Source organism: Pseudomonas sp. GW821-FHT04C07 (assembly GCF_059420325.1).
The window spans coordinates 325,734-347,277 of record NZ_JBWKTM010000005.1; the positions used below are offsets into that span (position 1 = coordinate 325,734).

The following is a 21,544-nucleotide window of genomic DNA, read 5'->3' on the forward strand; positions in this document are numbered from 1 at the left end:
CGAGCCCCATTCGGTGTTGAGCCGGGTGGGGCTTTTTTGTGAGCCGGGGTTGATCGTTCCCACGCTCCCGCGTGGGAATGCATCCGGTGACGCTCTGCGTCACCTCTACAGCGGACGCAGAGCGTCCGGGGCGGCATTCCCACGCGGAGCGTGGGAACGATCAAGACCATGAACGTCGCCTAAGGCGAGTTCATCGTCATCGAGCCCCATTCGGTGTTGAACCGGGTGGGGCTTTTCTGCGTTGATCGTTCCCACGCTCCCGCGTGGGAATGCATCCTGTGACGCTCTGCGTCACCTCTACAGCGGACGCAGAGCGTCCGGGGCGGCATTCCCACGCAGAGCGTGGGAACGATCAATGTACCAATAATTATCGGTTTTTCCGGTAGGAACCCTCCTGTTGTTACCCATTCTCGGTCAAGTAACCAAATGTGTAACCCCGCGACCGATTTCGGGGCAAAGCGAAACGTAAAGCCTTGTTTTGGGCCGCTTCAACCCACACGGAAAATAAGATAGAACGCTACGCTTGCCGGAATAGAAGGGTTTGCGAATAATGGGCCCGTTATTTGCTACATAGATCGTTTGCCTTTCTTTTGCTTCTGCATAAACTTGCAGGGCTGTCAATGTGCTTGGCCGGCTTTCTCAGTGCTTCTGTAAATTGTTGTCGCATTGAAGAAATATCGGCTTCGGGCCTGTCGTTAGAATGCCGATCACTCGCTCGTCGTTGCTTGTGTTGATTTCAACGCAAGGATTCTGGGACGCAGCATCGCTTTCAGGTTTCACCCATTCGCATATTGGGCTGTCGCTCACTCTGCCGTTTTCGCCCTTTACCGATGGAGTCCTACGATGAAGAAACTCGTGCTTCTTGGCGCCCTGGCACTGTCCGTGCTTTCCCTGCCGACATTCGCTGATGAAAAGCCTCTGAAAATTGGTATCGAGGCGGCTTACCCTCCGTTCGCATCGAAAGCGCCAGACGGCAGTATCGTTGGTTTCGACTACGACATCGGCAACGCGCTGTGCGAAGAGATGAAGGTCAAGTGCGTCTGGGTCGAGCAAGAGTTCGACGGTCTGATCCCGGCACTCAAAGTACGCAAGATCGACGCGATCCTGTCGTCCATGTCGATCACTGACGATCGCAAAAAGTCCGTGGACTTTACCAACAAGTACTACAACACCCCGGCACGTCTGGTCATGAAGGCCGGTACTCAGGTCGGCGACAACCTGGCCGAGCTCAAGGGCAAGAAAATCGGCGTGCAACGCGGTTCGATCCACAACCGTTTCGCTGAAGAAGTCCTGAAGCCGCTGGGTGCGGAAGTCAAACCATATGGCTCGCAGAACGAAATCTACCTGGACGTGGCTGCCGGTCGCCTCGACGGCACCGTGGCAGACGCTACCCTGCTGGATGACGGCTTCCTGAAAACCGACGCTGGCAAAGGCTTCGCCTTCGTTGGCCCGGCGTTCACCGACGTCAAATACTTTGGTGACGGCGTAGGCATCGCGGTACGTAAAGGCGACAAGGCTGAACTGGACAAGATCAACACTGCCATCGCTGCCATTCGCGCGAACGGCAAGTACAAGCAAATCCAGGACAAGTACTTCGCCTTCGACATTTACGGCAAGTAAATACGTCGCAGCGGTAAGTCCGAAATGGCGCAAGCAACAGGGTCTCTGAGGTTTGCGCCATTTTTTCATCCCTACTTTCGAGGACCTGAATCATGTTGAAAGGCTACGGGGCTGTCATCCTCGATGGCGCATGGCTGACGCTTGAGCTCGCCTTGTCGTCCATGGCCTTGGCCATTGTTCTGGGTCTGATCGGGGTCGCGTTGCGCCTGTCGCCGGTACGCTGGCTGGCCTGGCTGGGCGATCTGTATTCCACGGTGATCCGCGGGATTCCCGATCTGGTACTCATCCTGCTGATTTTCTACGGCGGTCAGGACCTGCTCAATCGCGTTGCGCCGCTGCTCGGCTTCAACGATTACATTGACTTGAACCCGCTGGCTGCCGGTATCGGCACCCTGGGTTTCATCTTCGGTGCGTACCTGTCGGAAACCTTCCGTGGAGCCTTCATGGCGATCTCGAAGGGGCAGGCAGAAGCTGGCATGGCGTATGGCATGAGCAGTTTCCAGGTGTTTTTCCGGGTATTGGTGCCTCAGATGATTCGCCTGGCGATTCCTGGTTTCACCAATAACTGGCTGGTGTTGACCAAGGCTACCGCGCTGATTTCGGTGGTGGGTCTGCAAGACATGATGTTCAAGGCCAAGCAGGCGGCAGATGCCACCCGCGAGCCTTTCACCTTCTTCCTCGCAGTGGCGGCGATGTACCTGGTGATCACCAGTATCTCGTTGCTGGCATTGCGTCACCTTGAGAAGCGCTACTCGGTAGGCGTAAGGGCGGCTGATCTATGATCTTCGACTACAACGTCATTTGGGAGGCTCTGCCGCTGTACTTCGGCGGTTTGCTGACTACCCTGAAATTGCTCGCACTGTCGCTGCTGTTCGGTCTGCTGGCCGCCTTGCCGCTGGGCTTGATGCGCGTCTCCAGGCAGCCGGTGGTGAACATGACCGCCTGGCTCTACACCTATGTGATTCGCGGCACGCCGATGTTGGTGCAGCTGTTCTTGATCTACTACGGCCTGGCGCAATTTGAAGTGGTGCGTGAGAGCTTCCTTTGGCCGTGGCTGTCGAGCGCGACGTTCTGCGCTTGCCTGGCCTTTGCCGTCAATACCAGTGCTTACACCGCCGAAATCATTGCCGGTAGCTTGCGCGCTACACCCAATGGCGAGATCGAAGCGGCCAAGGCCATGGGAATGTCACGCTACAAATTGTATCGCCGCATCCTGCTGCCGTCGGCCCTGCGCCGGGCGCTGCCACAGTACAGCAACGAAGTGATCATGATGCTGCAGACCACCAGTCTGGCCTCCATCGTGACCCTGATCGATATCACCGGTGCCGCGCGCACAGTCAACGCTCAGTACTACTTGCCTTTCGAAGCCTATATCACCGCAGGCGTGTTCTACCTGTGCATGACGTTCATCCTGGTGCGCCTGTTCAAGCAGGCTGAGCGCCGCTGGCTGGGCTACCTGGCCCCGCGCAAGGCCTGATCATGGAACGTATCGATCATCCATTGCCGTGGAGCCACTTGGGCAGCGAGCGCCATGTATCGGTGTTTCGCTTCGGCAGCGGCGAGCGCAAGGCCTATATCCAGGCCAGCCTGCACGCTGACGAACTGCCGGGGATGCGCACCGCCTGGGAGCTGAAAAAGCGCCTGACCGAGCTCGAAGCCCAGGGCGCATTGAATGGTGTGATCGAGCTGGTACCGGTGGCGAACCCGCTGGGCCTTGGTCAACTGTTGCAGGGTAGCCATCAAGGGCGTTTCGAGTTTGGCAGTGGCAAGAACTTCAATCGGGATTTCTTCGAGCTGAGCGAGCCGGTGGCTGCACAGCTGCAAGGGTGCCTGGGTGATGATCCGCACGCCAATATCAAACTGATCCGGTTGGCCATGGTCGATGTGCTGGCGGCACTGCCGCCGGCGGCCAGTCAGTTGCAAGGTATGCAGCGAGTGTTGCTCAGCCATGCCTGCACGGCGGATGTGGTGCTCGATCTGCATTGCGATGCCGAGGCCGCGTTGCACATGTACGCCTTGCCACAACACTGGCCGCATTGGCGCTCGTTGGCTGCGCATTTGAATGTGCGGGTCGGTCTGCTGGCGGAAGACTCCGGCGGCAGCTCCTTCGACGAAGCCTGTTCGCTGCCGTGGTTGCGCTTGTCTCGACTGTTTGCGCAGGCGCAGATCCCATTGGCCTGTCTGGCGACGACCCTCGAGTTGGGTGGTCAGGCCGATACCGGTCGCCCGCAAGCCGAGGCGCACGCTGAAGGCATTCTGGCGTTCCTTGCCGAGCAAGGCTTGATTACCGGTGTTTGGCCGGCCCCGCAGCAGCAAGCATGCGAAGCCATGCCGTTCGAAGGCACTGAGTTGCTGTTTGCGCCGCATCCTGGCGTGGTGAGCTTTCTCCTCCCGGTGGGTAGCTGGGTCGAAGCGGGCGAGCCGGTTTTTGAAGTGATTGATCCTTTATCCGATCGGGTCAGCACCGTGTGTGCTGGTACGGCTGGTGTGTTGTTTGCCATTGAACGGCTACGTTACGCCCAACCCGGTTTCTGGCTGGCCAAGGTGGCGGGGCGCGAAGCGCTGCGTCACGGGCGCTTGCTTAACGACTGACTGACTGTTTTTGTGAGAACCGACCGCATGTACAAGCTTGAAGTCCAAGACCTGCATAAACGCTATGGCAGTCACGAAGTGCTCAAGGGCGTGTCCCTGGCAGCTCAGGCTGGTGATGTGATCAGCATCATCGGCTCCAGTGGCTCCGGCAAAAGTACTTTCCTGCGTTGCATCAACCTGCTCGAGCAGCCTCACGCGGGCAAGATTCTGCTGAACAACGAAGAGTTGAAGCTGGTATCGAACAAGGACGGCGCGCTGAAGGCTGCCGATCCGAAACAGCTGCAGCGCATGCGTTCGCGACTGTCGATGGTGTTCCAGCATTTCAACCTGTGGTCGCACATGACCGCGATGGAAAACATCATGGAAGCGCCGGTGCATGTGCTCGGTATGTCCAAGGTGGAGGCCCGGGAAAAAGCTGAGCATTACCTGGCCAAGGTCGGCGTTTCCCATCGTAAGGACGCATACCCGGGCCACATGTCCGGTGGTGAGCAGCAGCGTGTAGCGATTGCCCGCGCGCTGGCGATGGAGCCGGAAGTCATGCTGTTCGACGAACCGACTTCGGCGCTGGACCCGGAGCTGGTGGGCGACGTGCTCAAGGTGATGCAATCGCTGGCTCAGGAAGGTCGGACCATGGTGGTGGTGACTCACGAAATGGGCTTCGCTCGCGAAGTGTCGAACCAGTTGGTGTTCCTGCACAAAGGTCTGGTGGAAGAATGCGGCAATCCGCGTGAAGTGCTGGTTAATCCGCAATCCGAACGTTTGCAGCAGTTCCTGTCGGGCAGCTTGAAGTAATACCGTTTAACGCTCCCGTTGTGCACCGAATTAGGTCATGCTGCGCACCGCGCGCCGGATGGTCTAATTTGGTTGCTGCCGCCTTCGGCTTTTAACACTGTTTTCGTTTCGGATTGCACGCCATGACTGCCCATCGAATTGGTTTCCTGATTTGGCCCAGCACTAAAGCCTTGACGCTGGCGCTGGCTGAGGAGGCCTTGCGTGTTGCTCAGCGCGTGCATCCGGATGTTGTTTACGAACTCTCGTTTCTGCAGGCCGAAGTGCCAGCCGAAGGGGCCTGGCAATTGCCGGGTGAGCCTTGGGTCGGGAAGCTCGAAGGTTTTCAGAAGCTTTTTCTGCTGGCGGATGAACCGCCGACATCGCTTGCGCCGGCGCTCAACAGTGCACTCAAGCAACTGGTACGCGCAGGGTGTGTGATCGGTGGTTTGTCTGCCGGTGTCTACCCGCTGGCGCAACTGGGCCTGCTCGATGGTTACCGCGCCGCCGTGCACTGGCGCTGGCAGGATGATTTTGCCGAGCGTTATCCGAAAGTCATCGCCACCAGCCATCTGTTCGACTGGGATCGCGATCGCTTGACCGCTTGCGGCGGGATGTCGGTGCTGGATCTGCTGCTGGCCGTGTTGGCTCGTGATCACGGCGCCGAGTTGGCGGGCGCCGTGTCCGAAGAGTTGGTGGTGGAGCGGATTCGCGAAGGCGGCGAGCGTCAGCGCATTCCATTGCAGAACCGCCTCGGTTCCAGCCATCCGAAGCTCACGCAAGCGGTGTTGCTGATGGAGGCGAACATCGAAGAGCCGCTGACCACCGACGAAATCGCGCAGCACGTGTGCGTGTCCCGTCGACAGCTGGAGCGGATCTTCAAGCAGTACCTCAACCGCGTGCCGAGCCAGTATTACCTGGAACTGCGCCTGAACAAGGCCCGGCAGATGTTGATGCAGACCAGCAAATCGATTATCCAGATCGGTTTGTCCTGTGGCTTCTCCTCGGGGCCGCACTTCTCCAGCGCCTACCGCAACTTCTTCGGCGCCACCCCGCGCGAAGACCGCAACCAGCGCCGCAGCAGCAGCCCGTTCGAATTGTCGTCGGTGCCTTCAGAGCGCGGCTGAGTTTCAAGCTCTGTTGTGTCTCTGGTATTGCCATCGCGAGCAAGCTCGGCTCCTACAGGTATTGCGGGACTCTTGTAGGAGCCGAGCTTGCTCGCGATGAGGCCATCACCAGCACCACACCTCCCAACCCTGTGCAAATCAAATTCCCCAACCCAGCCGCAAATCCTCGCCAGCAGTTTAAACTGCGCCTTTGCGACGCTATTTGTCGCATTGCCATAAACCCGGCTAAAACCGGGTTTGGCGCTATAAGAAGTTGTCGCTTGGCGGCAAGGCCAAGCTGAAAACTGTCCTTACAATCCCCCCATCGCTCGCCAGTTTCAGGCGGGTGTTCCTCTTCAGGAGACTCCGATGTCCGTTGAGCATGCTCCGGTGCAACGCGCCGATTTCGACCAGGTAATGGTTCCCAACTACGCGCCTGCTGCTTTCATTCCTGTGCGCGGTGCCGGCTCCCGAGTCTGGGATCAGTCGGGTCGTGAGCTGATCGATTTCGGTGGTGGAATCGCGGTTAACGTATTGGGCCATGCGCACCCGGCGCTGGTCGGTGCCTTGACTGAACAGGCGAACAAGCTGTGGCACGTGTCCAACGTGTTCACCAATGAGCCGGCCTTGCGCCTGGCCCATAAGCTGATCGACGCCACCTTTGCCGAGCGCGTGTTCCTCTGCAACTCCGGCGCCGAAGCCAACGAGGCCGCCTTCAAGCTGGCCCGTCGTGTTGCTCACGACCGTTTCGGCCCGGAAAAATACGAAATCATTGCCGCGCTGAACAGCTTCCACGGTCGTACGCTGTTCACCGTGAACGTGGGCGGTCAGTCGAAGTACTCCGACGGCTTCGGCCCGAAGATCGTTGGCATCACTCACGTGCCGTTCAACGATCTGGCAGCGCTGAAAGCCGCGATCTCCGACAAGACCTGCGCCGTGGTGCTGGAACCGGTTCAGGGCGAGGGCGGCGTATTGCCGGCCGAGCTGGCTTATCTGCAGGGCGCCCGCGAGCTGTGCAATGAGCACAACGCGCTGTTGGTGTTCGACGAAGTGCAAACCGGCATGGGCCGCAGCGGCGAGCTGTTCGCCTACATGCATTACGGCGTGACCCCGGACATCCTGACCAGCGCCAAGAGCCTGGGTGGCGGTTTCCCGATCGCGGCAATGCTGACCACCGAAGAACTGGCCAAGCACCTGGTGGTCGGTACTCACGGCACCACTTACGGCGGCAACCCGTTGGCTTGCGCGGTGGCGGAAGCAGTGATCGACGTGATCAACACACCAGAAGTGCTGAACGGCGTCAAAGCCAGGCACGACAAGTTCAAGACCCGTCTGCAGCAGATCGGCAAGCAATACGGCCTGTTCACTGAGGTTCGTGGTCTCGGTCTGTTGATCGGCTGCGTGCTGAGCGATGCCTGGAAAGGCAAGGCCAAAGACGTGTTCAACGCAGCAGAGCGTGAAGGCTTGATGATTCTGCAGGCCGGCCCGGACGTGATTCGTTTCGCGCCAAGCCTGGTGGTTGAAGATGCCGATATCGAGCAGGGCCTGCAGCGTTTCGAACGCGCCGTGGCAAAACTGACTCAAGCCTGATCCCGCGGCCCTGTAGGAGCCGAGCTTGCTCGCGATAGCGGTCTGACGTCCAACATTGATGTCGACTGTTATGCCACCATCGCGAGCAATCGAGCGTCGACCGGCTGCTCCTACAGGGATCTGATTCAGGCCGTGGTACTCCCTCAACGCCTATTCTTGTAGTAGGCGTTGAGCCAAATTCCTGTGCCGGGCCTGCCCGGCATTTTTTCCCCCAAGTTGGCACTTTTGCCGACCTGTTTTTTCAGTAAGGAGTGACACCATGCTGGTGATGCGCCCCGCGCAAATGGCTGATCTGGGCGAGGTACAGCGTCTGGCTGCGGACAGCCCGATTGGTGTCACGTCCCTGCCGGATGATATCGAACGCCTGAGCGACAAGATCGCCGCGTCCGAAGCTTCGTTCGCCGCCGAAGTCAGCTTCAACGGTGAAGAGAGCTACTTCTTCGTTCTCGAAGACACGACCACCGGCAAACTGGTCGGCTGCTCGGCGATCGTTGCTTCGGCCGGTTACTCCGAGCCGTTCTACAGTTTTCGTAATGAAACCTTCGTTCACGCCTCCCGTGAACTGAAGATTCATAACAAGATTCACGTGCTTTCCCAGTGCCATGACCTGACTGGCAACAGCCTGCTGACCAGCTTCTATGTGGTCCCGGAGCTGGTGGGTTCGCCGTGGTCGGAGCTCAACTCCCGTGGTCGTCTGCTGTTTGTCGCCAGCCACCCGGAACGTTTCGCTGATTCGGTCGTGACCGAGATCGTCGGTTACAGCGACGAGAATGGCGATTCGCCGTTCTGGGACGCCATCGGCCGTAACTTCTTCGACCTTAACTATGCTGCCGCCGAGCGTCTGTGCGGGCTGAAAAGCCGGACCTTCCTCGCTGAACTGATGCCGCATTACCCGATCTACGTGCCGCTGCTGCCCGATGCCGCTCAAGAAGCGATGGGGCAGGTGCATCCGCGAGCGCAGATCACCTTCGACATTCTGATGCGCGAAGGCTTCGAGACCGATCACTACATCGACATCTTCGATGGTGGTCCGACCTTGCATGCCCGTGTTTCCGGGATTCGTTCGATCGCTCAGAGCCGTGTGGTACCGGTGAAAATCGGTGAAGTCGCCAAGGGTGGCGGGCGTCAGTACCTGGTATCCAACGCACAACTGCAGGATTACCGAGCGGTAATGCTGGAACTGGACTACGCGCCGGGCAAACCGGTGACCCTGGATCTTGAAACGGCCGAAGCCCTGGGCGTCGGCGAAGGTGCCAGCGTGCGCCTGGTGGCGGTTTAACGCCTGCTGCCATGCCTATAAAGAGTGCCTGGAAAGAATCCTGGAAAGCAGTGAGTTTCACGGGTGGCGCCACACGCCACCTGTTTGAGGAGATAGCATGATCGTTCGTCCCGTACGCAGCAGCGATTTACCCGCTCTGATTGAACTTGCCCGCAGCACTGGCACCGGCCTGACCACCTTGCCGGCCAACGAAGAGCGCCTGGCGCATCGGGTCGGTTGGGCGGAAAAGACTTTTCGCGGCGAAGCGTCACGCGGTGACGCGGACTATTTGTTCGTGCTCGAAGATGACAACGGTCGCGTCGTGGGCATTTCCGCGATTGCCGGTGCGGTTGGCCTGCGCGAGCCCTGGTACAACTTCCGGGTCGGTCTGACCGTCAGCGCTTCCCAGGAGCTGAATATCTACCGCGAGATCCCGACGCTGTTCCTGGCCAACGACCTGACCGGCAACTCCGAGCTGTGCTCGTTGTTCCTGCATGCCGATTACCGCAGTGGCCTCAACGGCCGCATGCTGGCCAAGGCGCGGATGCTGTTTATCGCCGAATTCCCGCAGCTGTTCGGCAACAAGATCATCGCCGAAATGCGCGGTGTGTCCGACGCCGCCGGGCGCTCGCCGTTCTGGGAAAGCCTGGGTCGGCACTTCTTCAAAATGGAATTCAGCCAGGCTGATTACCTGACCGGCGTGGGCAATAAGGCGTTCATCGCCGAGCTGATGCCAAAGTTCCCGCTGTACACCTGCTTCCTCTCCGAGGGCGCACGCAATGTGATCGGCCAGGTTCACCCTGACACCGAACCGGCGCTGGCGATGCTCAAGAGCGAAGGCTTCAGCTATCAGGGTTACGTCGACATCTTCGACGCCGGCCCGGCCGTGGAATGCGAAACCGGCAAGATCCGTGCAGTGCGCGACAGCCAGGCGCTAGTGCTGGCCATCGGCACCCCGGGTGACGACGCCACGCCATTTTTGATCCACAACCGCAAGCGCGAAGACTGCCGGATCACTGCTGCTCCAGCACGTCTCGCGGCGGGCACCCTGGTGGTCGATCAGTTGACTGCCAAACGCCTTAAACTCAATGCGGGCGATCAGGTACGTGCTGTGCCGTTGTCGGCCCAGCCAGTTTCTCGGGAGTCGAAATAATGAGTACGCTTTACATCGCTGGTGAATGGCTGGCAGGTCAGGGCGAAGCCTTCGAGTCGCTGAATCCGGTAACCCAGCAGGTCTTGTGGTCCGGCAATGGCGCGAACGCCGCGCAAGTCGAGTCTGCCGTGCAGTCGGCTCGCCAGGCGTTTGCGGCCTGGGCCAAGCGTTCACTGGAAGATCGGATCGGTGTGCTGGAGGCCTTCGCCGCCAGCCTGAAAAACCACGCCGACGAACTGGCCCGCTGCATCGGTGAAGAAACCGGCAAACCGCTGTGGGAGTCGGCCACCGAAGTCACCAGCATGATCAACAAGATCGCCATCTCGGTGCAAAGCTACCGTGAGCGTACCGGCGAGAAGAGCGGCCCATTGGGCGACGCCACCGCCGTATTGCGCCACAAACCGCATGGTGTGGTCGCGGTGTTCGGCCCGTACAACTTCCCGGGTCACCTGCCGAATGGGCATATCGTTCCGGCACTGCTGGCCGGCAACTGTGTGTTGTTCAAGCCAAGCGAGCTGACCCCGAAAGTCGCCGAGCTGACGGTCAAGTGCTGGATCGAAGCCGGTTTGCCGGCTGGCGTGCTGAACCTGCTGCAAGGCGCTCGCGAAACCGGGATCGCCCTGGCGGCCAATCCGGGTATCGACGGCTTGTTCTTCACCGGCTCCAGCCGCACCGGCAACCACCTGCATCAGCAGTTCTCCGGTCGCCCGGACAAGATCCTGGCGCTGGAAATGGGCGGCAATAACCCGCTGGTGGTCGATCAGGTCGCTGACCTCGACGCTGCGGTCTACACCATTATTCAGTCGGCCTTCATTTCCGCCGGTCAGCGTTGCACCTGCGCCCGTCGTTTGCTGGTGCCGCAAGGCGCCTGGGGCGACACGCTGCTGGCGCGCCTGGTGGCGGTCAGCTCGACGATTGAAGTCGGCGCGTTCGATCAGCAACCGGCACCGTTCATGGGCTCGGTGATTTCCCTTGGCGCCGCCCGTGCGTTGATGGAAGCTCAAGAGCACTTGCTCGGTAACGGCGCCGTGGCGCTGCTGGAAATGACTCAACCGCAGGCCCAGGCGGCCTTGCTGACACCGGGCATTCTCGATGTGACTGCGGTCAGCGAGCGTCCGGATGAAGAGCTCTTCGGTCCGCTGCTGCAAGTGATCCGCTACGCTGACTTTGAAGCTGCGATCGCTGAAGCCAACGACACGCAATACGGTCTTGCGGCAGGTTTGCTGTCGGATTCCGAGGCGCGTTATCAGCAGTTCTGGCTGGAAAGCCGCGCCGGTATCGTCAACTGGAACAAGCAGCTGACGGGGGCTGCGAGCAGCGCACCGTTCGGTGGCGTGGGTGCCTCGGGCAACCATCGCGCCAGTGCTTACTACGCGGCGGATTACTGCGCGTACCCGGTAGCCTCGCTGGAAACACCGAGCCTGACGTTGCCGACGGCGTTGACGCCCGGCGTGAAGCTTTCGTAAGACGCCTCTGGCGTCTTATCGCGAGCAAGCTCGCTCCTACAGGTTCAATGCAATCCATGTAGGAGCGAGCTTGCTCGCGATGACCGCGAAGCGGTCGAATCAAATATATAACAACAGATTTTCGTGGAGCCTCGCTGATGAAATCCTATGAAGTCAATTTCGACGGTCTAGTGGGGCCGACCCATAACTATGGCGGTCTGTCCTACGGCAACGTTGCGTCCCAGAGCAACAGTCAGCAGTCCTCCAATCCCAAGGAAGCGGCGCTGCAAGGCCTGGCGAAAATGAAAGCGCTGATGGAAATGGGCTTTCAACAAGGCGTCCTGGCTCCGCAAGAACGCCCGGATGTGGCGGGCCTGCGTAAGCTGGGTTTCAGTGGCAGCGATGCTCAAGTAATCGAGCAAGCCGCCAGGCAGGCAATGCCATTGCTGGTCGCCAGCTGCTCGGCCTCGAGCATGTGGGTGGCCAACGCCGCCACGGTCAGCCCGAGCGCCGATACTGCAGACGGTCGCGTGCATTTCACCGCCGCCAACCTCAACTGCAAATACCACCGCAGCATCGAACACCCGACCACCAGCCGCGTGCTGGGGGCAATGTTTGCTGATCAGAAGCACTTCGCCCATCACGCCGCGTTGCCGGCAGTGGCGCAGTTCGGTGACGAAGGCGCGGCCAACCACACACGTTTCTGCCGTGAATACGGCGAGGCCGGTGTCGAGTTCTTCGTGTTCGGTCGCAGTGCGTTCGACACCCGTTACCCGGCCCCGCAAAAGTACCCGGCACGCCAGACCCTGGAAGCATCGCAAGCGGTCGCGCGCCTGCACGGCTTGAGCGATGACGGTGTGGTCTATGCCCAGCAGAACCCGTCGGTGATCGATCAGGGCGTGTTCCATAACGACGTGATCGCGGTGGGCAACGGCGAGGTGCTGTTCTATCACGAGGATGCGTTCCTCGACACCGAGCCAATGCTTGCTGAGTTGCAAGCCAAGCTGGCCAAGCGCGGTGGCAATTTCAAAGCGATCTGTGTGCCGCGTTCCCAGGTGTCGGTAGAAGACGCCGTGCGTTCGTACCTGTTCAACAGTCAGCTGCTGTCGCGCGCCGACGGTTCAATGCTGTTGATCGTGCCGCAAGAGTGCCAGAACAACGACCGCGTCTGGCAGTACCTGCAAGGCCTGACCGGTTCTGGTGGTCTGATCCGCGAAGTGAAAGTCTTCGATCTCAAGCAGAGCATGCAGAATGGTGGCGGCCCGGCGTGTCTGCGTCTTCGCGTCGCACTGAATGAAACCGAGCTGGCGGCGGTCAACCCAGGGGTTATCATGACCGCGCCGTTGTACGGCACGCTGACCCAATGGGTCGACAAGCACTACCGCGACCGTCTGAGTGAAACTGATCTGGCGGACCCGCAATTGTTGCTTGAGTGCCGGACGGCACTGGATGAACTGACGCAAATCCTTAAACTGGGCGCGGTTTATCCATTCCAGACCAATTGAAAGCCCACGCCCGGCTCAAACAGCGCCGGGCGTGCAGCTTTATCCCAGATGAGAGCGTAATAATGAGCGATACCCTGCAGCTGATCCTTGAAGACACCGACGGCACTCAGCTGGAAACCTCCTGCACCCGCGTTGCGGTGATGTGGCAAGGCAAAGAATTGTGGATTCAGCACGACGGCCGCGGCCAGTTGCTGATCGGTGTAGATGTTGAAGAAGGCGACGCTGAGTACGCCAACCTGCTGTTGCGTCCATTGGCGACTAATCTGGTAAGTCTGCAACTGGAAATGGAACCGGCCGAAATCGGTGACGAAGACCACGTGCACGGCCCGGATTGCGCACACGACCATTAAGGAAATCGCTCTATGCTCGCCCTCGGCAAACTGCTTGAACTGACCCTCGCCGGCCGCGAACCGGCGGAGAAGACTCAACTGACTGTCGAAGGCGTGCGGATGCGCTGGCTGAGCGAAGGTGCGCTGGAAGTCCGGCCGCCCGAGGCTCGCGACAATGGCCTGGATCTGCTGTTGTCAGCCGGTATCCACGGTAACGAGACAGCGCCAATCGAGCTGCTCGACCGTCTGTTACATGAAATCGCCCGTGGTGAGTTGAAACCACGCGCACGCATTCTGTTCCTGTTCGGCAACCCCGACGCCATGCGTCACGGCGAGCGTTTTGTCGACCAGGACGTCAACCGGCTGTTCAACGGCCGTCACGAACTGACGAGTGGTTCGGAAGCCTTGCGCGCTTGCGAGCTGGAGCGTCTGGCAGCGAGCTTCTTCAACCTGCCGGATCGCAGCCGTTTGCACTACGATCTGCACACCGCGATCCGCGGCTCGAAGATCGAGCAATTCGCGCTGTATCCCTGGAAGGAAGGTCGCCAGCATTCACGCCAGGAGCTGGTTCGCTTGCGCGCCGCCGGTATGGAAGCGGTGCTGTTGCAGAACAAACCCTCCATCGTTTTCAGTTCGTACACCTACGACAAGCTCGGTGCCGAGTCCTTCACCCTCGAGTTGGGCAAGGCCCGGCCGTTCGGGCAGAACCAGGGGGTTAACGTCGAACGCCTGGAAACCCGTCTGAAGCAGATTATCGAAGGCAACGAGCCGTCGTTGGCGGACGAAGGGTTGAACGGCTTGCAGCTGTTCAGCGTGGCGCGGGAAATCATCAAGCACAGCGATGCATTCCACCTGAACTTACCGGCGGATATCGAGAACTTCTCGGAGCTGGAAGTGGGTTATCTGCTGGCCGAGGACATCGCCCAGACGCGCTGGATCGTCGAAGAAGAGGGCGCGCGGATCATTTTCCCTAACCCGAAGGTCAAAAACGGGTTGCGGGCAGGGATTCTGATAGTGCCAACCACCGCCGACGATCTCGCTTGAATGATCGTTCCCACGCTCTGCGTGGGAATGCCTCACTGGACGCTCTGCGTCCGCTCTGGATTGTGACGCGCAGCGTCACGGGCTGCATTCCCACGCGGAGCGTGGGAACGATCGGTCATCAAGCTTTTGACGCTTAAACCGCTACCGCACGCTGCTCGCTACGACGCAACACACGCGTCTTGTGCAACGTATCGGCACAGGTCTTTGCCGCTTCCTGGCCTTTATGCAGGAAGTGTTCAAAGAAGAACTTCTGATGTTCTTCGCCTGCATGGAAGTGGTGCGGGGTGAGCACGACCGAAAATACCGGCACTTCGGTTTCCAGCTGAACCTGCATCAGGCCGCTGATCACCGACTGGGCGACAAACTCGTGGCGGTAGATCCCGCCGTCCACTACCAGCCCGGCAGCGACGATGCCGGCATAACGGCCGGACTTGGCCAGTAGCTTGGCGTGCAGCGGGATTTCAAAGGCGCCGCCGACTTCGAAGAAATCGATATCACTTTCCTGATAGCCCTGGACGAGCATTTCGGCGACGAAGCCTTTACGGCTCTGATCGACAATGTCCTTGTGCCAGCAGGCCTGGATAAACGCGACGCGCTCGCCGTGGTGGCTTTTGCTCTTGCTATCGATTGCGGTGGGTTGCATCTGTTCTGACTCCTGTTTGTGTGAAAAACAGGGCGTTATGAATCGAAGGGGATTTAAGGGTACGTTCCGGTCAGTCGTGCAGGTATACGCACGAGTACCTTGAGACGGCCCTTTGGCGCCAATCCCGTTCTCTCTTCATCCGGACTATGACCGTCGGCCCCGGGATCACACCGGGTCTGCTGACCTTGCCGACGCACACTGCCCAAGCTGTTCGTGTCACCAAGCGCTCGCGGGCTATGCGCATTGCGCGCAATTACCGCCGGTGGGGAGTTACACCCCGCCCTGAGAACGTTGCCACCAGGATTTCTGGCGGCGGAGAGTTTTTAACATATATTTCTGAACAGCGCATCGCTGCTTTCTGATGATACGAATCGAATTTTCCGTTGGCTTGAGCAGGCTTTTCTTACCCGAAGCCTTGACTATCGAGTGCGACGACCGCAGTAATCGAGTTCGAAAGGGATTTTCCCGTTTAGTTAGCCGCGACGTTCACGTCCCATTGCCGAGGCCTGTTTCATGAGAGTTATCGATCTTCGTAGCGACACAGTGACCCAACCGACTGCCGGGATGCTCCACGCAATGGCAACGGCCGTCACCGGTGATGACGTGTACGGCGAAGATCCCACGGTGAACCGGCTTGAAGCCGAGCTGGCCAGGCGTCTGGGCTTTGCTCAGGCGTTGTTTGTACCCACTGGCACCATGAGCAATCTGCTCGGGCTGATGGCCCATTGTGAGCGCGGCGACGAATATATCGTCGGCCAGCAGGCGCACACTTATAAGTACGAAGGCGGCGGCGCGGCAGTGCTGGGTTCGATCCAGCCGCAGCCGCTGGAGGTCCAGCCCGATGGCTCGCTGGACCTGGCGCAGGTGGCTGCGGCGATCAAGCCGGACGACTTCCATTTCGCCCGTACCCGCTTGCTGGCCCTGGAAAACACCATGCAAGGCAAGGTCCTGCCATTGGAGTATCTGGCCCGAGCACGCAGTTTTACCCAGGAACATGGCCTCTCCCTGCATCTGGATGGCGCGCGGTTGTACAACGCAGCGGTTAAACTGGGTGTCGACGCACGGGAGATCACTCAGCATTTCGATTCGGTGTCGGTTTGCCTGTCCAAGGGCCTCGGCGCGCCGATTGGTTCAGTGCTGTGCGGCACGGCCGAGTTGATCGCAAAGGCACGGCGGCTGCGCAAGATGGTCGGTGGCGGCATGCGCCAGGCCGGAATTCTCGCGGCGGCGGGGCTGTATGCGCTGGATCATCAGGTGCAGCGTCTGGCCGATGACCATCTCAACGCCCGGTTGCTGGCTGAGGGCTTGCTCGACGCCGGTTATGGGGTGGAGCCGGTGCAGACCAATATGGTTTATGTTCAACTGGGTGACAAAGCCGAAGCGCTGAAAGCCTTCGCCGCTGAGCGTGGGATCAAACTCAGTGCGGCCCCGCGGTTGCGGATGGTCACCCATCTGGACGTCAGTCGCGCACAGATCGAGCAGGTTGTAGCGACTTTTATCGAATTTTCTCGCAACTGACGGTGTTGGTCGTCCAATTGACTGTCTGTATCGTACAAACACACTGTACCTGGTCACTAACGCCGATATAATGCGGCCCTTTGCCGTCGCTCCGTCTTTTGACGTTTTGCACAGGCCTTTGGCCGCAGTCTCCGTGGAAGAACCTAATGAAAAGCGCAGAAATCCGTGAAGCCTTCCTTCGCTTCTTCGAAGAGCAAGGCCACACCCGTGTAGCCTCCAGCTCTTTGATTCCGGGCAACGACCCAACCCTGCTGTTCACTAACGCGGGGATGAACCAATTCAAGGACTGCTTTCTGGGCCAGGAAAAGCGCGCCTACACCCGCGCTGTCAGCAGCCAGAAGTGCGTACGCGCCGGCGGCAAGCATAATGACCTGGAAAACGTCGGTTATACCGCTCGTCACCACACCTTCTTTGAAATGCTGGGTAACTTCAGCTTCGGCGATTACTTCAAGCGTGATGCGATCACCTTCGCCTGGACCTTCCTGACCTCTGTCCTGAACCTGCCCAAGGACAAACTCTGGGTCACGGTCTACGCCAGCGATGATGAAGCCTATGACATCTGGACCAAGGAAGTCGGGGTTCCGGCTGAACGTATGGTCCGTATCGGCGACAACAAAGGCGCGCCGTACGCTTCCGACAACTTCTGGACCATGGGCGACACCGGCCCGTGCGGCCCTTGCACCGAGATTTTCTACGATCACGGCGCCGACATCTGGGGCGGCCCACCGGGTTCGCCGGAAGAAGACGGCGACCGTTACATCGAAATCTGGAACAACGTGTTCATGCAGTTCAACCGCACTGCCGATGGCGTGCTACACCCGCTGCCGGCGCCGTCGGTGGATACCGGCATGGGCCTGGAGCGAATCAGTGCCGTGCTGCAGCACGTCCACTCGAACTATGAAATAGACCTGTTCCAAAGCCTGCTGAGTGCTTCGGCCAAGGCCATTGGTTGCACCAACGACAGCCAGGCTTCGCTGAAAGTGGTCGCGGACCACATTCGTTCCTGCGGTTTCCTGATCGCTGATGGCGTGCTGCCATCGAACGAAGGTCGCGGCTACGTGCTGCGCCGGATCATCCGTCGTGCTTGCCGTCACGGCAACAAGCTGGGCGCCAAGGGCAGCTTCTTCTATCAGATCGTTGCGGCACTGGTCGCCGAGATGGGCGAGGCGTTCCCTGAGCTCACGCAAAACCAGGCGCACATCGAGCGCGTACTGAAAGCTGAAGAAGAGCAGTTTGCCAAGACCCTGGAGCAGGGCCTGAAGATCCTCGAGCAGGATCTGGCCGAGCTCAAGGGCGACGTGGTACCGGGCGATGTGGTGTTCAAGTTGTACGACACCTACGGTTTCCCGATGGACCTGACTGGCGACATCGCCCGTGAGCGCAGCCTGACGATCGATGAAGCAGGTTTCGAGCGCGAGATGGAAGCCCAGCGCGTGCGCGCGCGTTCCGCCAGCTCGTTCGGCATGGACTACAACAGCCTGGTCAAGGTTGATGTGGCCACCGAGTTCACCGGCTACACAGCCACCAGCGGTTCGGCCAACGTTGTGGCTCTCTATAAAGACGGGCAATCGGTCGACGTGTTGAGCGAAGGTGAAGAGGGCGTGGTGGTTCTTGACCAGACCCCGTTCTACGCTGAGTCGGGCGGCCAGATTGGTGATTGCGGGTTCTTGATGACCAGCACGCAGGCCGGTGTTGCGCGCTTCGATGTGCGCGATACCACCAAGACCGGTGGCGCGTTCCTGCACCACGGTGTGTTGGCTTCGGGCAGCTTGACCGTCGGTGCGCCGGTGCAGGCTCAGGTCGATGCAGACGTGCGTCATGCCACTTCGCTGAACCACTCCGCGACGCACTTGCTTCACGCCGCTCTGCGCCAGGTACTGGGCGAGCACGTGCAGCAGAAAGGTTCGTTGGTCGACAGTCAGCGCCTGCGCTTTGACTTCAGCCACTTCGAAGCGATCAAGCCAGAGCAGTTGAAAGCCCTGGAAGACATCGTCAACCACGAAGTGCGTAGCAACACCGAGGTCGAAACCGAAGAAACCGATATCGAAACCGCCAAGCAAAAAGGCGCCATGGCGCTGTTCGGCGAGAAGTACGGCGACAGCGTGCGCGTGCTGAGCATGGGCGGTGATTTCTCCGTCGAGCTATGCGGCGGTATCCACGCCAATCGCACGGGCGACATCGGCCTGCTGAAAATCATCAGCGAAGGCGGTGTGGCCTCTGGCGTTCGTCGTATTGAGGCGGTCACTGGTGCTGCGGCGCTGGCGTATCTGAACGCCGCTGATGAACAACTCAAGGAAGCCGCGAGCCTGGTCAAAGGCAGTCGCGACAACCTGATCGACAAACTGTTGTCTGTGCTTGAGCGCAACCGTCTGCTGGAGAAACAGCTCGAGCAGTTGCAGGCCAAGGCCGCGAGCGCTGCCGGTGATGACTTGTCGGCACAGGCGTTGGACGTCAAGGGTGTGAAGGTGCTGGCCGTGCGTCTGGACGGTCAGGATGGCAAGGCGTTGTTGGCCTTGGTCGATCAATTGAAGAACAAACTCGGCCGCGCAGTGATCCTGCTCGGCAGTGTGCATGAGGAAAAGGTCGTTCTGGTTGCAGGCGTGACCAAAGACCTGACTGGCCAACTCAAAGCCGGTGATTTGATGAAGCAAGCCGCTGCGGCAGTGGGCGGGAAGGGCGGCGGTCGTCCGGACATGGCGCAAGGCGGCGGTATCGACGCCAGCGCGCTGGATGCCGCACTGGCCCTGACCGTACCGTTTGTAGAGCAGGGTATCTAAGGCTCCAAGCCGGGCCCGTCGTCTAGTGGCGGGCTTCGGACCTGCGTAGTTTGAATGATTAATGGGGGCCCTTCATGGGCTGAGGCGGCTTTGAAATGGCTTTGATCGTACAGAAGTTTGGAGGCACCTCGGTCGGCACTGTCGAGAGAATCGAGCAGGTCGCTGACAAGGTTAAGAAATTCCGCGAAGCCGGTGATGACCTGGTGGTTGTGCTGTCCGCGATGAGTGGCGAAACCAATCGCCTGATCGATCTGGCCAGGCAAATCAGTGGCGACAACCAACCGGTTCCCCGTGAACTGGATGTGATTGTCTCCACCGGTGAGCAGGTGACGATCGCACTGCTGGCCATGGCGCTGATCAAGCGCGGCGTACCGGCGGTTTCGTACACCGGTAATCAGGTGCGGATTCTGACCGATAGCGCGCACAATAAAGCGCGCATCTTGCAGATTGATGACCAGAAGATTCGTGGTGATCTGAAGGCCGGTCGCGTGGTTGTGGTCGCCGGTTTCCAGGGCGTCGATGAGCACGGCAACATCACGACCCTCGGTCGTGGCGGCTCCGACACCACTGGCGTGGCTCTGGCCGCAGCCTTGAAGGCTGACGAGTGCCAGATCTACACCGACGTGGACGGCGTCTACACCACCGACCCGCGAGTCGTGTCTTCGGCTCAACGCCTGGACAAGATCACCTTCGAAGAGATGCTGGAAATGGCCAGCCTCGGTTCCAAGGTGCTGCAGATCCGTGCGGTCGAGTTTGCCGGCAAGTACAACGTTCCGCTGCGCGTCCTGCACAGCTTTAAGGAGGGTCCGGGTACCCTCATTACTATTGATGAAGAGGAATCCATGGAACAGCCGATCATTTCCGGCATCGCCTTCAACCGCGATGAAGCCAAGCTGACCATCCGTGGTGTGCCAGACACCCCGGGCGTAGCCTTTAAAATTCTCGGCCCGATCAGCGCCGCGAACATTGAAGTCGACATGATCGTGCAGAACGTGGCGCACGATAACACCACCGACTTCACCTTCACGGTTCACCGCAATGATTACCAGGCGGCTCAGTCGGTCCTGGAAAACACCGCGCGTGAAATCGGTGCGCGTGAAGTGGTGGGTGATACCAAGATTGCCAAGGTGTCGATCGTCGGTGTGGGCATGCGTTCTCACGCAGGTGTCGCCAGCCGCATGTTCGAAGCGCTAGCTAAAGAAAGCATCAACATCCAGATGATCTCGACGTCGGAAATCAAGGTTTCGGTCGTCATCGAAGAGAAGTACCTGGAACTGGCTGTGCGCGCTCTGCACACGGCTTTCGAACTCGACGCGGCGGCCCGACAGGGCGAGTGACGCGTTGCCCGAAGGGCGCGGTTATCCGCGCCCTTCGTTTTTTGATCGGTGCGACGGAAAACTGTTCTTTTGCTCGTGCTAGTCAATACTTAGGCATGCAGGGCTGCGACCGTTCTGGTTGTAGGTCGAGTGCCTTTTTTTTGCAGACTGTTGTCCCTGAACTGAAATGCGTGAGGAGAAAGGTATGCTGATTCTGACTCGTCGGTGCGCAGAAAGCCTGATTATTGGTGATGGCGAAATCACTGTGACCGTGCTCGGCGTCAAAGGAAATCAAGTGCGCATTGGTGTCAACGCACCCAAAGAGGTGGCGGTTCACCGTGAGGAAATTTACCTGCGTATAAAGAAAGAGAAGGACGAAGAACCAAGCCATTAATTTTTATCGTTTTTTATGTTTGCAAACGGGGAAAAGGTTGGTTAAGATACGCCCCGTGTTGCGGAGAGGTGGCCGAGTGGCCGAAGGCGCTCCCCTGCTAAGGGAGTACACCTCAAAAGGGTGTCGGGGGTTCGAATCCCCCCTTCTCCGCCATTATTTATTTAGTACGTTGTAATCTGGCTTGTTCTGTAAGTTGTTGAAATTACTAGAAAAAGTGCTTTACAAAAAGATTCTACGGCCTATAATGCGCGGCAACAAATGCACTCGTAGCTCAGCTGGATAGAGTACTCGGCTACGAACCGAGCGGTCACAGGTTCGAATCCTGTCGAGTGCACCATTTAAGGGTTGTTTGCAGTAATGCGAGCAACTTGCTTCAACCAGGGTGGTCTGGTCTATCAAACACAAATTGCACTCGTAGCTCAGCTGGATAGAGTACTCGGCTACGAACCGAGCGGTCACAGGTTCGAATCCTGTCGAGTGCACCAA

General features: G+C 59.1%; 18 protein-coding genes, 3 tRNA genes and 1 riboswitch. Of the genes, 20 read left to right on the top strand and 1 reads right to left on the bottom strand.

The window, feature by feature from the left end; genetic code table 11:
* Positions 1-843 precede the first annotated feature (843 nt).
* The 13 genes from AC07UI_RS12290 (at position 844) to astE (ending at position 14,410) form a co-directional block, all read left to right on the top strand.
* Positions 844-1,620 (top strand): ABC transporter substrate-binding protein, encoded by a 777-nt coding sequence (locus AC07UI_RS12290; protein ID WP_494992726.1) that lies wholly within the window; start codon positions 844-846, stop codon positions 1,618-1,620.
* Positions 1,621-1,712: 92 nt separating this feature from the next.
* Positions 1,713-2,402, top strand: coding sequence for an ABC transporter permease (locus AC07UI_RS12295; protein ID WP_494992727.1), 690 nt, complete (start codon positions 1,713-1,715; stop codon positions 2,400-2,402).
* Entirely contained in the window at positions 2,399-3,097 is a 699-nt protein-coding gene (locus AC07UI_RS12300; protein ID WP_494992728.1) for an ABC transporter permease, read from the top strand. Before AC07UI_RS12295 ends, AC07UI_RS12300 begins: the two co-directional genes overlap by 4 nt.
* Positions 3,098-3,099: 2 nt before the next feature.
* On the top strand, positions 3,100-4,212 hold the full coding sequence (locus AC07UI_RS12305) for a succinylglutamate desuccinylase/aspartoacylase family protein (RefSeq protein ID WP_494992729.1): 1,113 nt from the start codon (positions 3,100-3,102) through the stop codon (positions 4,210-4,212).
* 27 nt (positions 4,213-4,239) lie between these two features.
* Positions 4,240-5,004, top strand: coding sequence for an ABC transporter ATP-binding protein (locus AC07UI_RS12310; protein WP_494992730.1), 765 nt, complete (start codon positions 4,240-4,242; stop codon positions 5,002-5,004).
* Positions 5,005-5,126: 122 nt separating this feature from the next.
* Positions 5,127-6,107 carry a transcriptional regulator ArgR gene (gene argR / locus AC07UI_RS12315; RefSeq protein WP_494992731.1) on the top strand — a complete coding sequence of 327 codons (981 nt, stop codon included), beginning with the start codon at positions 5,127-5,129 and terminating at the stop codon, positions 6,105-6,107.
* Between the two features lie 348 nt (positions 6,108-6,455).
* Positions 6,456-7,676 (top strand): aspartate aminotransferase family protein, encoded by a 1,221-nt coding sequence (locus AC07UI_RS12320; RefSeq protein ID WP_494992732.1) that lies wholly within the window; start codon positions 6,456-6,458, stop codon positions 7,674-7,676.
* Positions 7,677-7,935: 259 nt separating this feature from the next.
* Complete coding sequence (gene aruF, locus AC07UI_RS12325; protein ID WP_494992733.1) at positions 7,936-8,955, top strand: arginine/ornithine succinyltransferase subunit alpha; 1,020 nt, start codon at positions 7,936-7,938, stop codon at positions 8,953-8,955.
* 97 nt (positions 8,956-9,052) lie between these two features.
* The gene (gene astA, locus AC07UI_RS12330; RefSeq protein WP_494992734.1) at positions 9,053-10,087 is read left to right on the top strand and encodes an arginine N-succinyltransferase; all 1,035 of its coding nucleotides are present in this window, start codon (positions 9,053-9,055) and stop codon (positions 10,085-10,087) included.
* Positions 10,084-11,553 carry a succinylglutamate-semialdehyde dehydrogenase gene (astD, locus tag AC07UI_RS12335; protein ID WP_494992782.1) on the top strand — a complete coding sequence of 490 codons (1,470 nt, stop codon included), beginning with the start codon at positions 10,084-10,086 and terminating at the stop codon, positions 11,551-11,553. Before astA ends, astD begins: the two co-directional genes overlap by 4 nt.
* Before the next feature lie 137 nt (positions 11,554-11,690).
* A complete protein-coding gene (gene astB / locus AC07UI_RS12340; protein ID WP_494992735.1) occupies positions 11,691-13,037 on the top strand; it encodes an N-succinylarginine dihydrolase in 1,347 nt (448 codons plus the stop codon).
* 62 nt (positions 13,038-13,099) lie between these two features.
* Positions 13,100-13,387 carry a hypothetical protein gene (locus tag AC07UI_RS12345; protein WP_007943895.1) on the top strand — a complete coding sequence of 96 codons (288 nt, stop codon included), beginning with the start codon at positions 13,100-13,102 and terminating at the stop codon, positions 13,385-13,387.
* A gap of 12 nt (positions 13,388-13,399) precedes the next feature.
* Positions 13,400-14,410: a succinylglutamate desuccinylase gene (gene astE, locus AC07UI_RS12350; protein WP_494992736.1), complete on the top strand. Its 1,011-nt coding sequence runs from the start codon at positions 13,400-13,402 to the stop codon at positions 14,408-14,410.
* Positions 14,411-14,543: 133 nt separating this feature from the next.
* Here astE and AC07UI_RS12355 read toward each other — a convergent pair whose 3' ends face one another.
* Positions 14,544-15,053 carry a 6,7-dimethyl-8-ribityllumazine synthase gene (locus tag AC07UI_RS12355; RefSeq protein ID WP_494992737.1) on the bottom strand — a complete coding sequence of 170 codons (510 nt, stop codon included), beginning with the start codon at positions 15,051-15,053 and terminating at the stop codon, positions 14,544-14,546.
* 122 nt (positions 15,054-15,175) lie between these two features.
* Positions 15,176-15,347: riboswitch (FMN riboswitch) on the bottom strand.
* 219 nt (positions 15,348-15,566) lie between these two features.
* On the opposite strand from AC07UI_RS12355, the gene ltaE reads away from it, so the two are divergent.
* The 7 genes from ltaE (at position 15,567) to AC07UI_RS12390 (ending at position 21,543) form a co-directional block, all read left to right on the top strand.
* Positions 15,567-16,571 carry a low-specificity L-threonine aldolase gene (gene ltaE / locus AC07UI_RS12360; RefSeq protein WP_494992738.1) on the top strand — a complete coding sequence of 335 codons (1,005 nt, stop codon included), beginning with the start codon at positions 15,567-15,569 and terminating at the stop codon, positions 16,569-16,571.
* Between the two features lie 146 nt (positions 16,572-16,717).
* The gene (gene alaS, locus AC07UI_RS12365) at positions 16,718-19,348 is read left to right on the top strand and encodes an alanine--tRNA ligase (protein ID WP_494992739.1); all 2,631 of its coding nucleotides are present in this window, start codon (positions 16,718-16,720) and stop codon (positions 19,346-19,348) included.
* A 95-nt stretch (positions 19,349-19,443) separates the two neighbouring features.
* A complete protein-coding gene (locus tag AC07UI_RS12370) occupies positions 19,444-20,685 on the top strand; it encodes an aspartate kinase (RefSeq protein WP_494992740.1) in 1,242 nt (413 codons plus the stop codon).
* A gap of 184 nt (positions 20,686-20,869) precedes the next feature.
* Complete coding sequence (csrA, locus tag AC07UI_RS12375) at positions 20,870-21,058, top strand: carbon storage regulator CsrA (protein WP_002554426.1); 189 nt, start codon at positions 20,870-20,872, stop codon at positions 21,056-21,058.
* 62 nt (positions 21,059-21,120) lie between these two features.
* Positions 21,121-21,211, top strand: a tRNA-Ser gene (locus AC07UI_RS12380).
* Positions 21,212-21,318: 107 nt separating this feature from the next.
* Positions 21,319-21,395 (top strand) — tRNA-Arg (locus AC07UI_RS12385).
* A 71-nt stretch (positions 21,396-21,466) separates the two neighbouring features.
* Positions 21,467-21,543: transfer RNA gene (locus AC07UI_RS12390), tRNA-Arg, on the top strand.
* Position 21,544: the final 1 nt, after the last annotated feature.

Bases quoted from the DNA above. Each gene is read 5' to 3' on its own strand.
- ltaE (WP_494992738.1), top strand. From the start codon at position 15,567: ATGAGAGTTATCGATCTTCGTAGCGACACAGTGACCCAACCGACTGCC.
- AC07UI_RS12370 (WP_494992740.1), top strand. From the start codon at position 19,444: ATGGCTTTGATCGTACAGAAGTTTGGAGGCACCTCGGTCGGCACTGTC.
- argR (WP_494992731.1), top strand. From the start codon at position 5,127: ATGACTGCCCATCGAATTGGTTTCCTGATTTGGCCCAGCACTAAAGCC.
- astE (WP_494992736.1), top strand. From the start codon at position 13,400: ATGCTCGCCCTCGGCAAACTGCTTGAACTGACCCTCGCCGGCCGCGAA.
- AC07UI_RS12345 (WP_007943895.1), top strand. From the start codon at position 13,100: ATGAGCGATACCCTGCAGCTGATCCTTGAAGACACCGACGGCACTCAG.
- AC07UI_RS12355 (WP_494992737.1), bottom strand. From the start codon at position 15,053: ATGCAACCCACCGCAATCGATAGCAAGAGCAAAAGCCACCACGGCGAG.
- AC07UI_RS12320 (WP_494992732.1), top strand. From the start codon at position 6,456: ATGTCCGTTGAGCATGCTCCGGTGCAACGCGCCGATTTCGACCAGGTA.
- AC07UI_RS12295 (WP_494992727.1), top strand. From the start codon at position 1,713: ATGTTGAAAGGCTACGGGGCTGTCATCCTCGATGGCGCATGGCTGACG.
- aruF (WP_494992733.1), top strand. From the start codon at position 7,936: ATGCTGGTGATGCGCCCCGCGCAAATGGCTGATCTGGGCGAGGTACAG.
- csrA (WP_002554426.1), top strand. From the start codon at position 20,870: ATGCTGATTCTGACTCGTCGGTGCGCAGAAAGCCTGATTATTGGTGAT.
- AC07UI_RS12305 (WP_494992729.1), top strand. From the start codon at position 3,100: ATGGAACGTATCGATCATCCATTGCCGTGGAGCCACTTGGGCAGCGAG.
- astB (WP_494992735.1), top strand. From the start codon at position 11,691: ATGAAATCCTATGAAGTCAATTTCGACGGTCTAGTGGGGCCGACCCAT.
- AC07UI_RS12290 (WP_494992726.1), top strand. From the start codon at position 844: ATGAAGAAACTCGTGCTTCTTGGCGCCCTGGCACTGTCCGTGCTTTCC.
- astA (WP_494992734.1), top strand. From the start codon at position 9,053: ATGATCGTTCGTCCCGTACGCAGCAGCGATTTACCCGCTCTGATTGAA.
- alaS (WP_494992739.1), top strand. From the start codon at position 16,718: ATGAAAAGCGCAGAAATCCGTGAAGCCTTCCTTCGCTTCTTCGAAGAG.
- AC07UI_RS12310 (WP_494992730.1), top strand. From the start codon at position 4,240: ATGTACAAGCTTGAAGTCCAAGACCTGCATAAACGCTATGGCAGTCAC.
- AC07UI_RS12300 (WP_494992728.1), top strand. From the start codon at position 2,399: ATGATCTTCGACTACAACGTCATTTGGGAGGCTCTGCCGCTGTACTTC.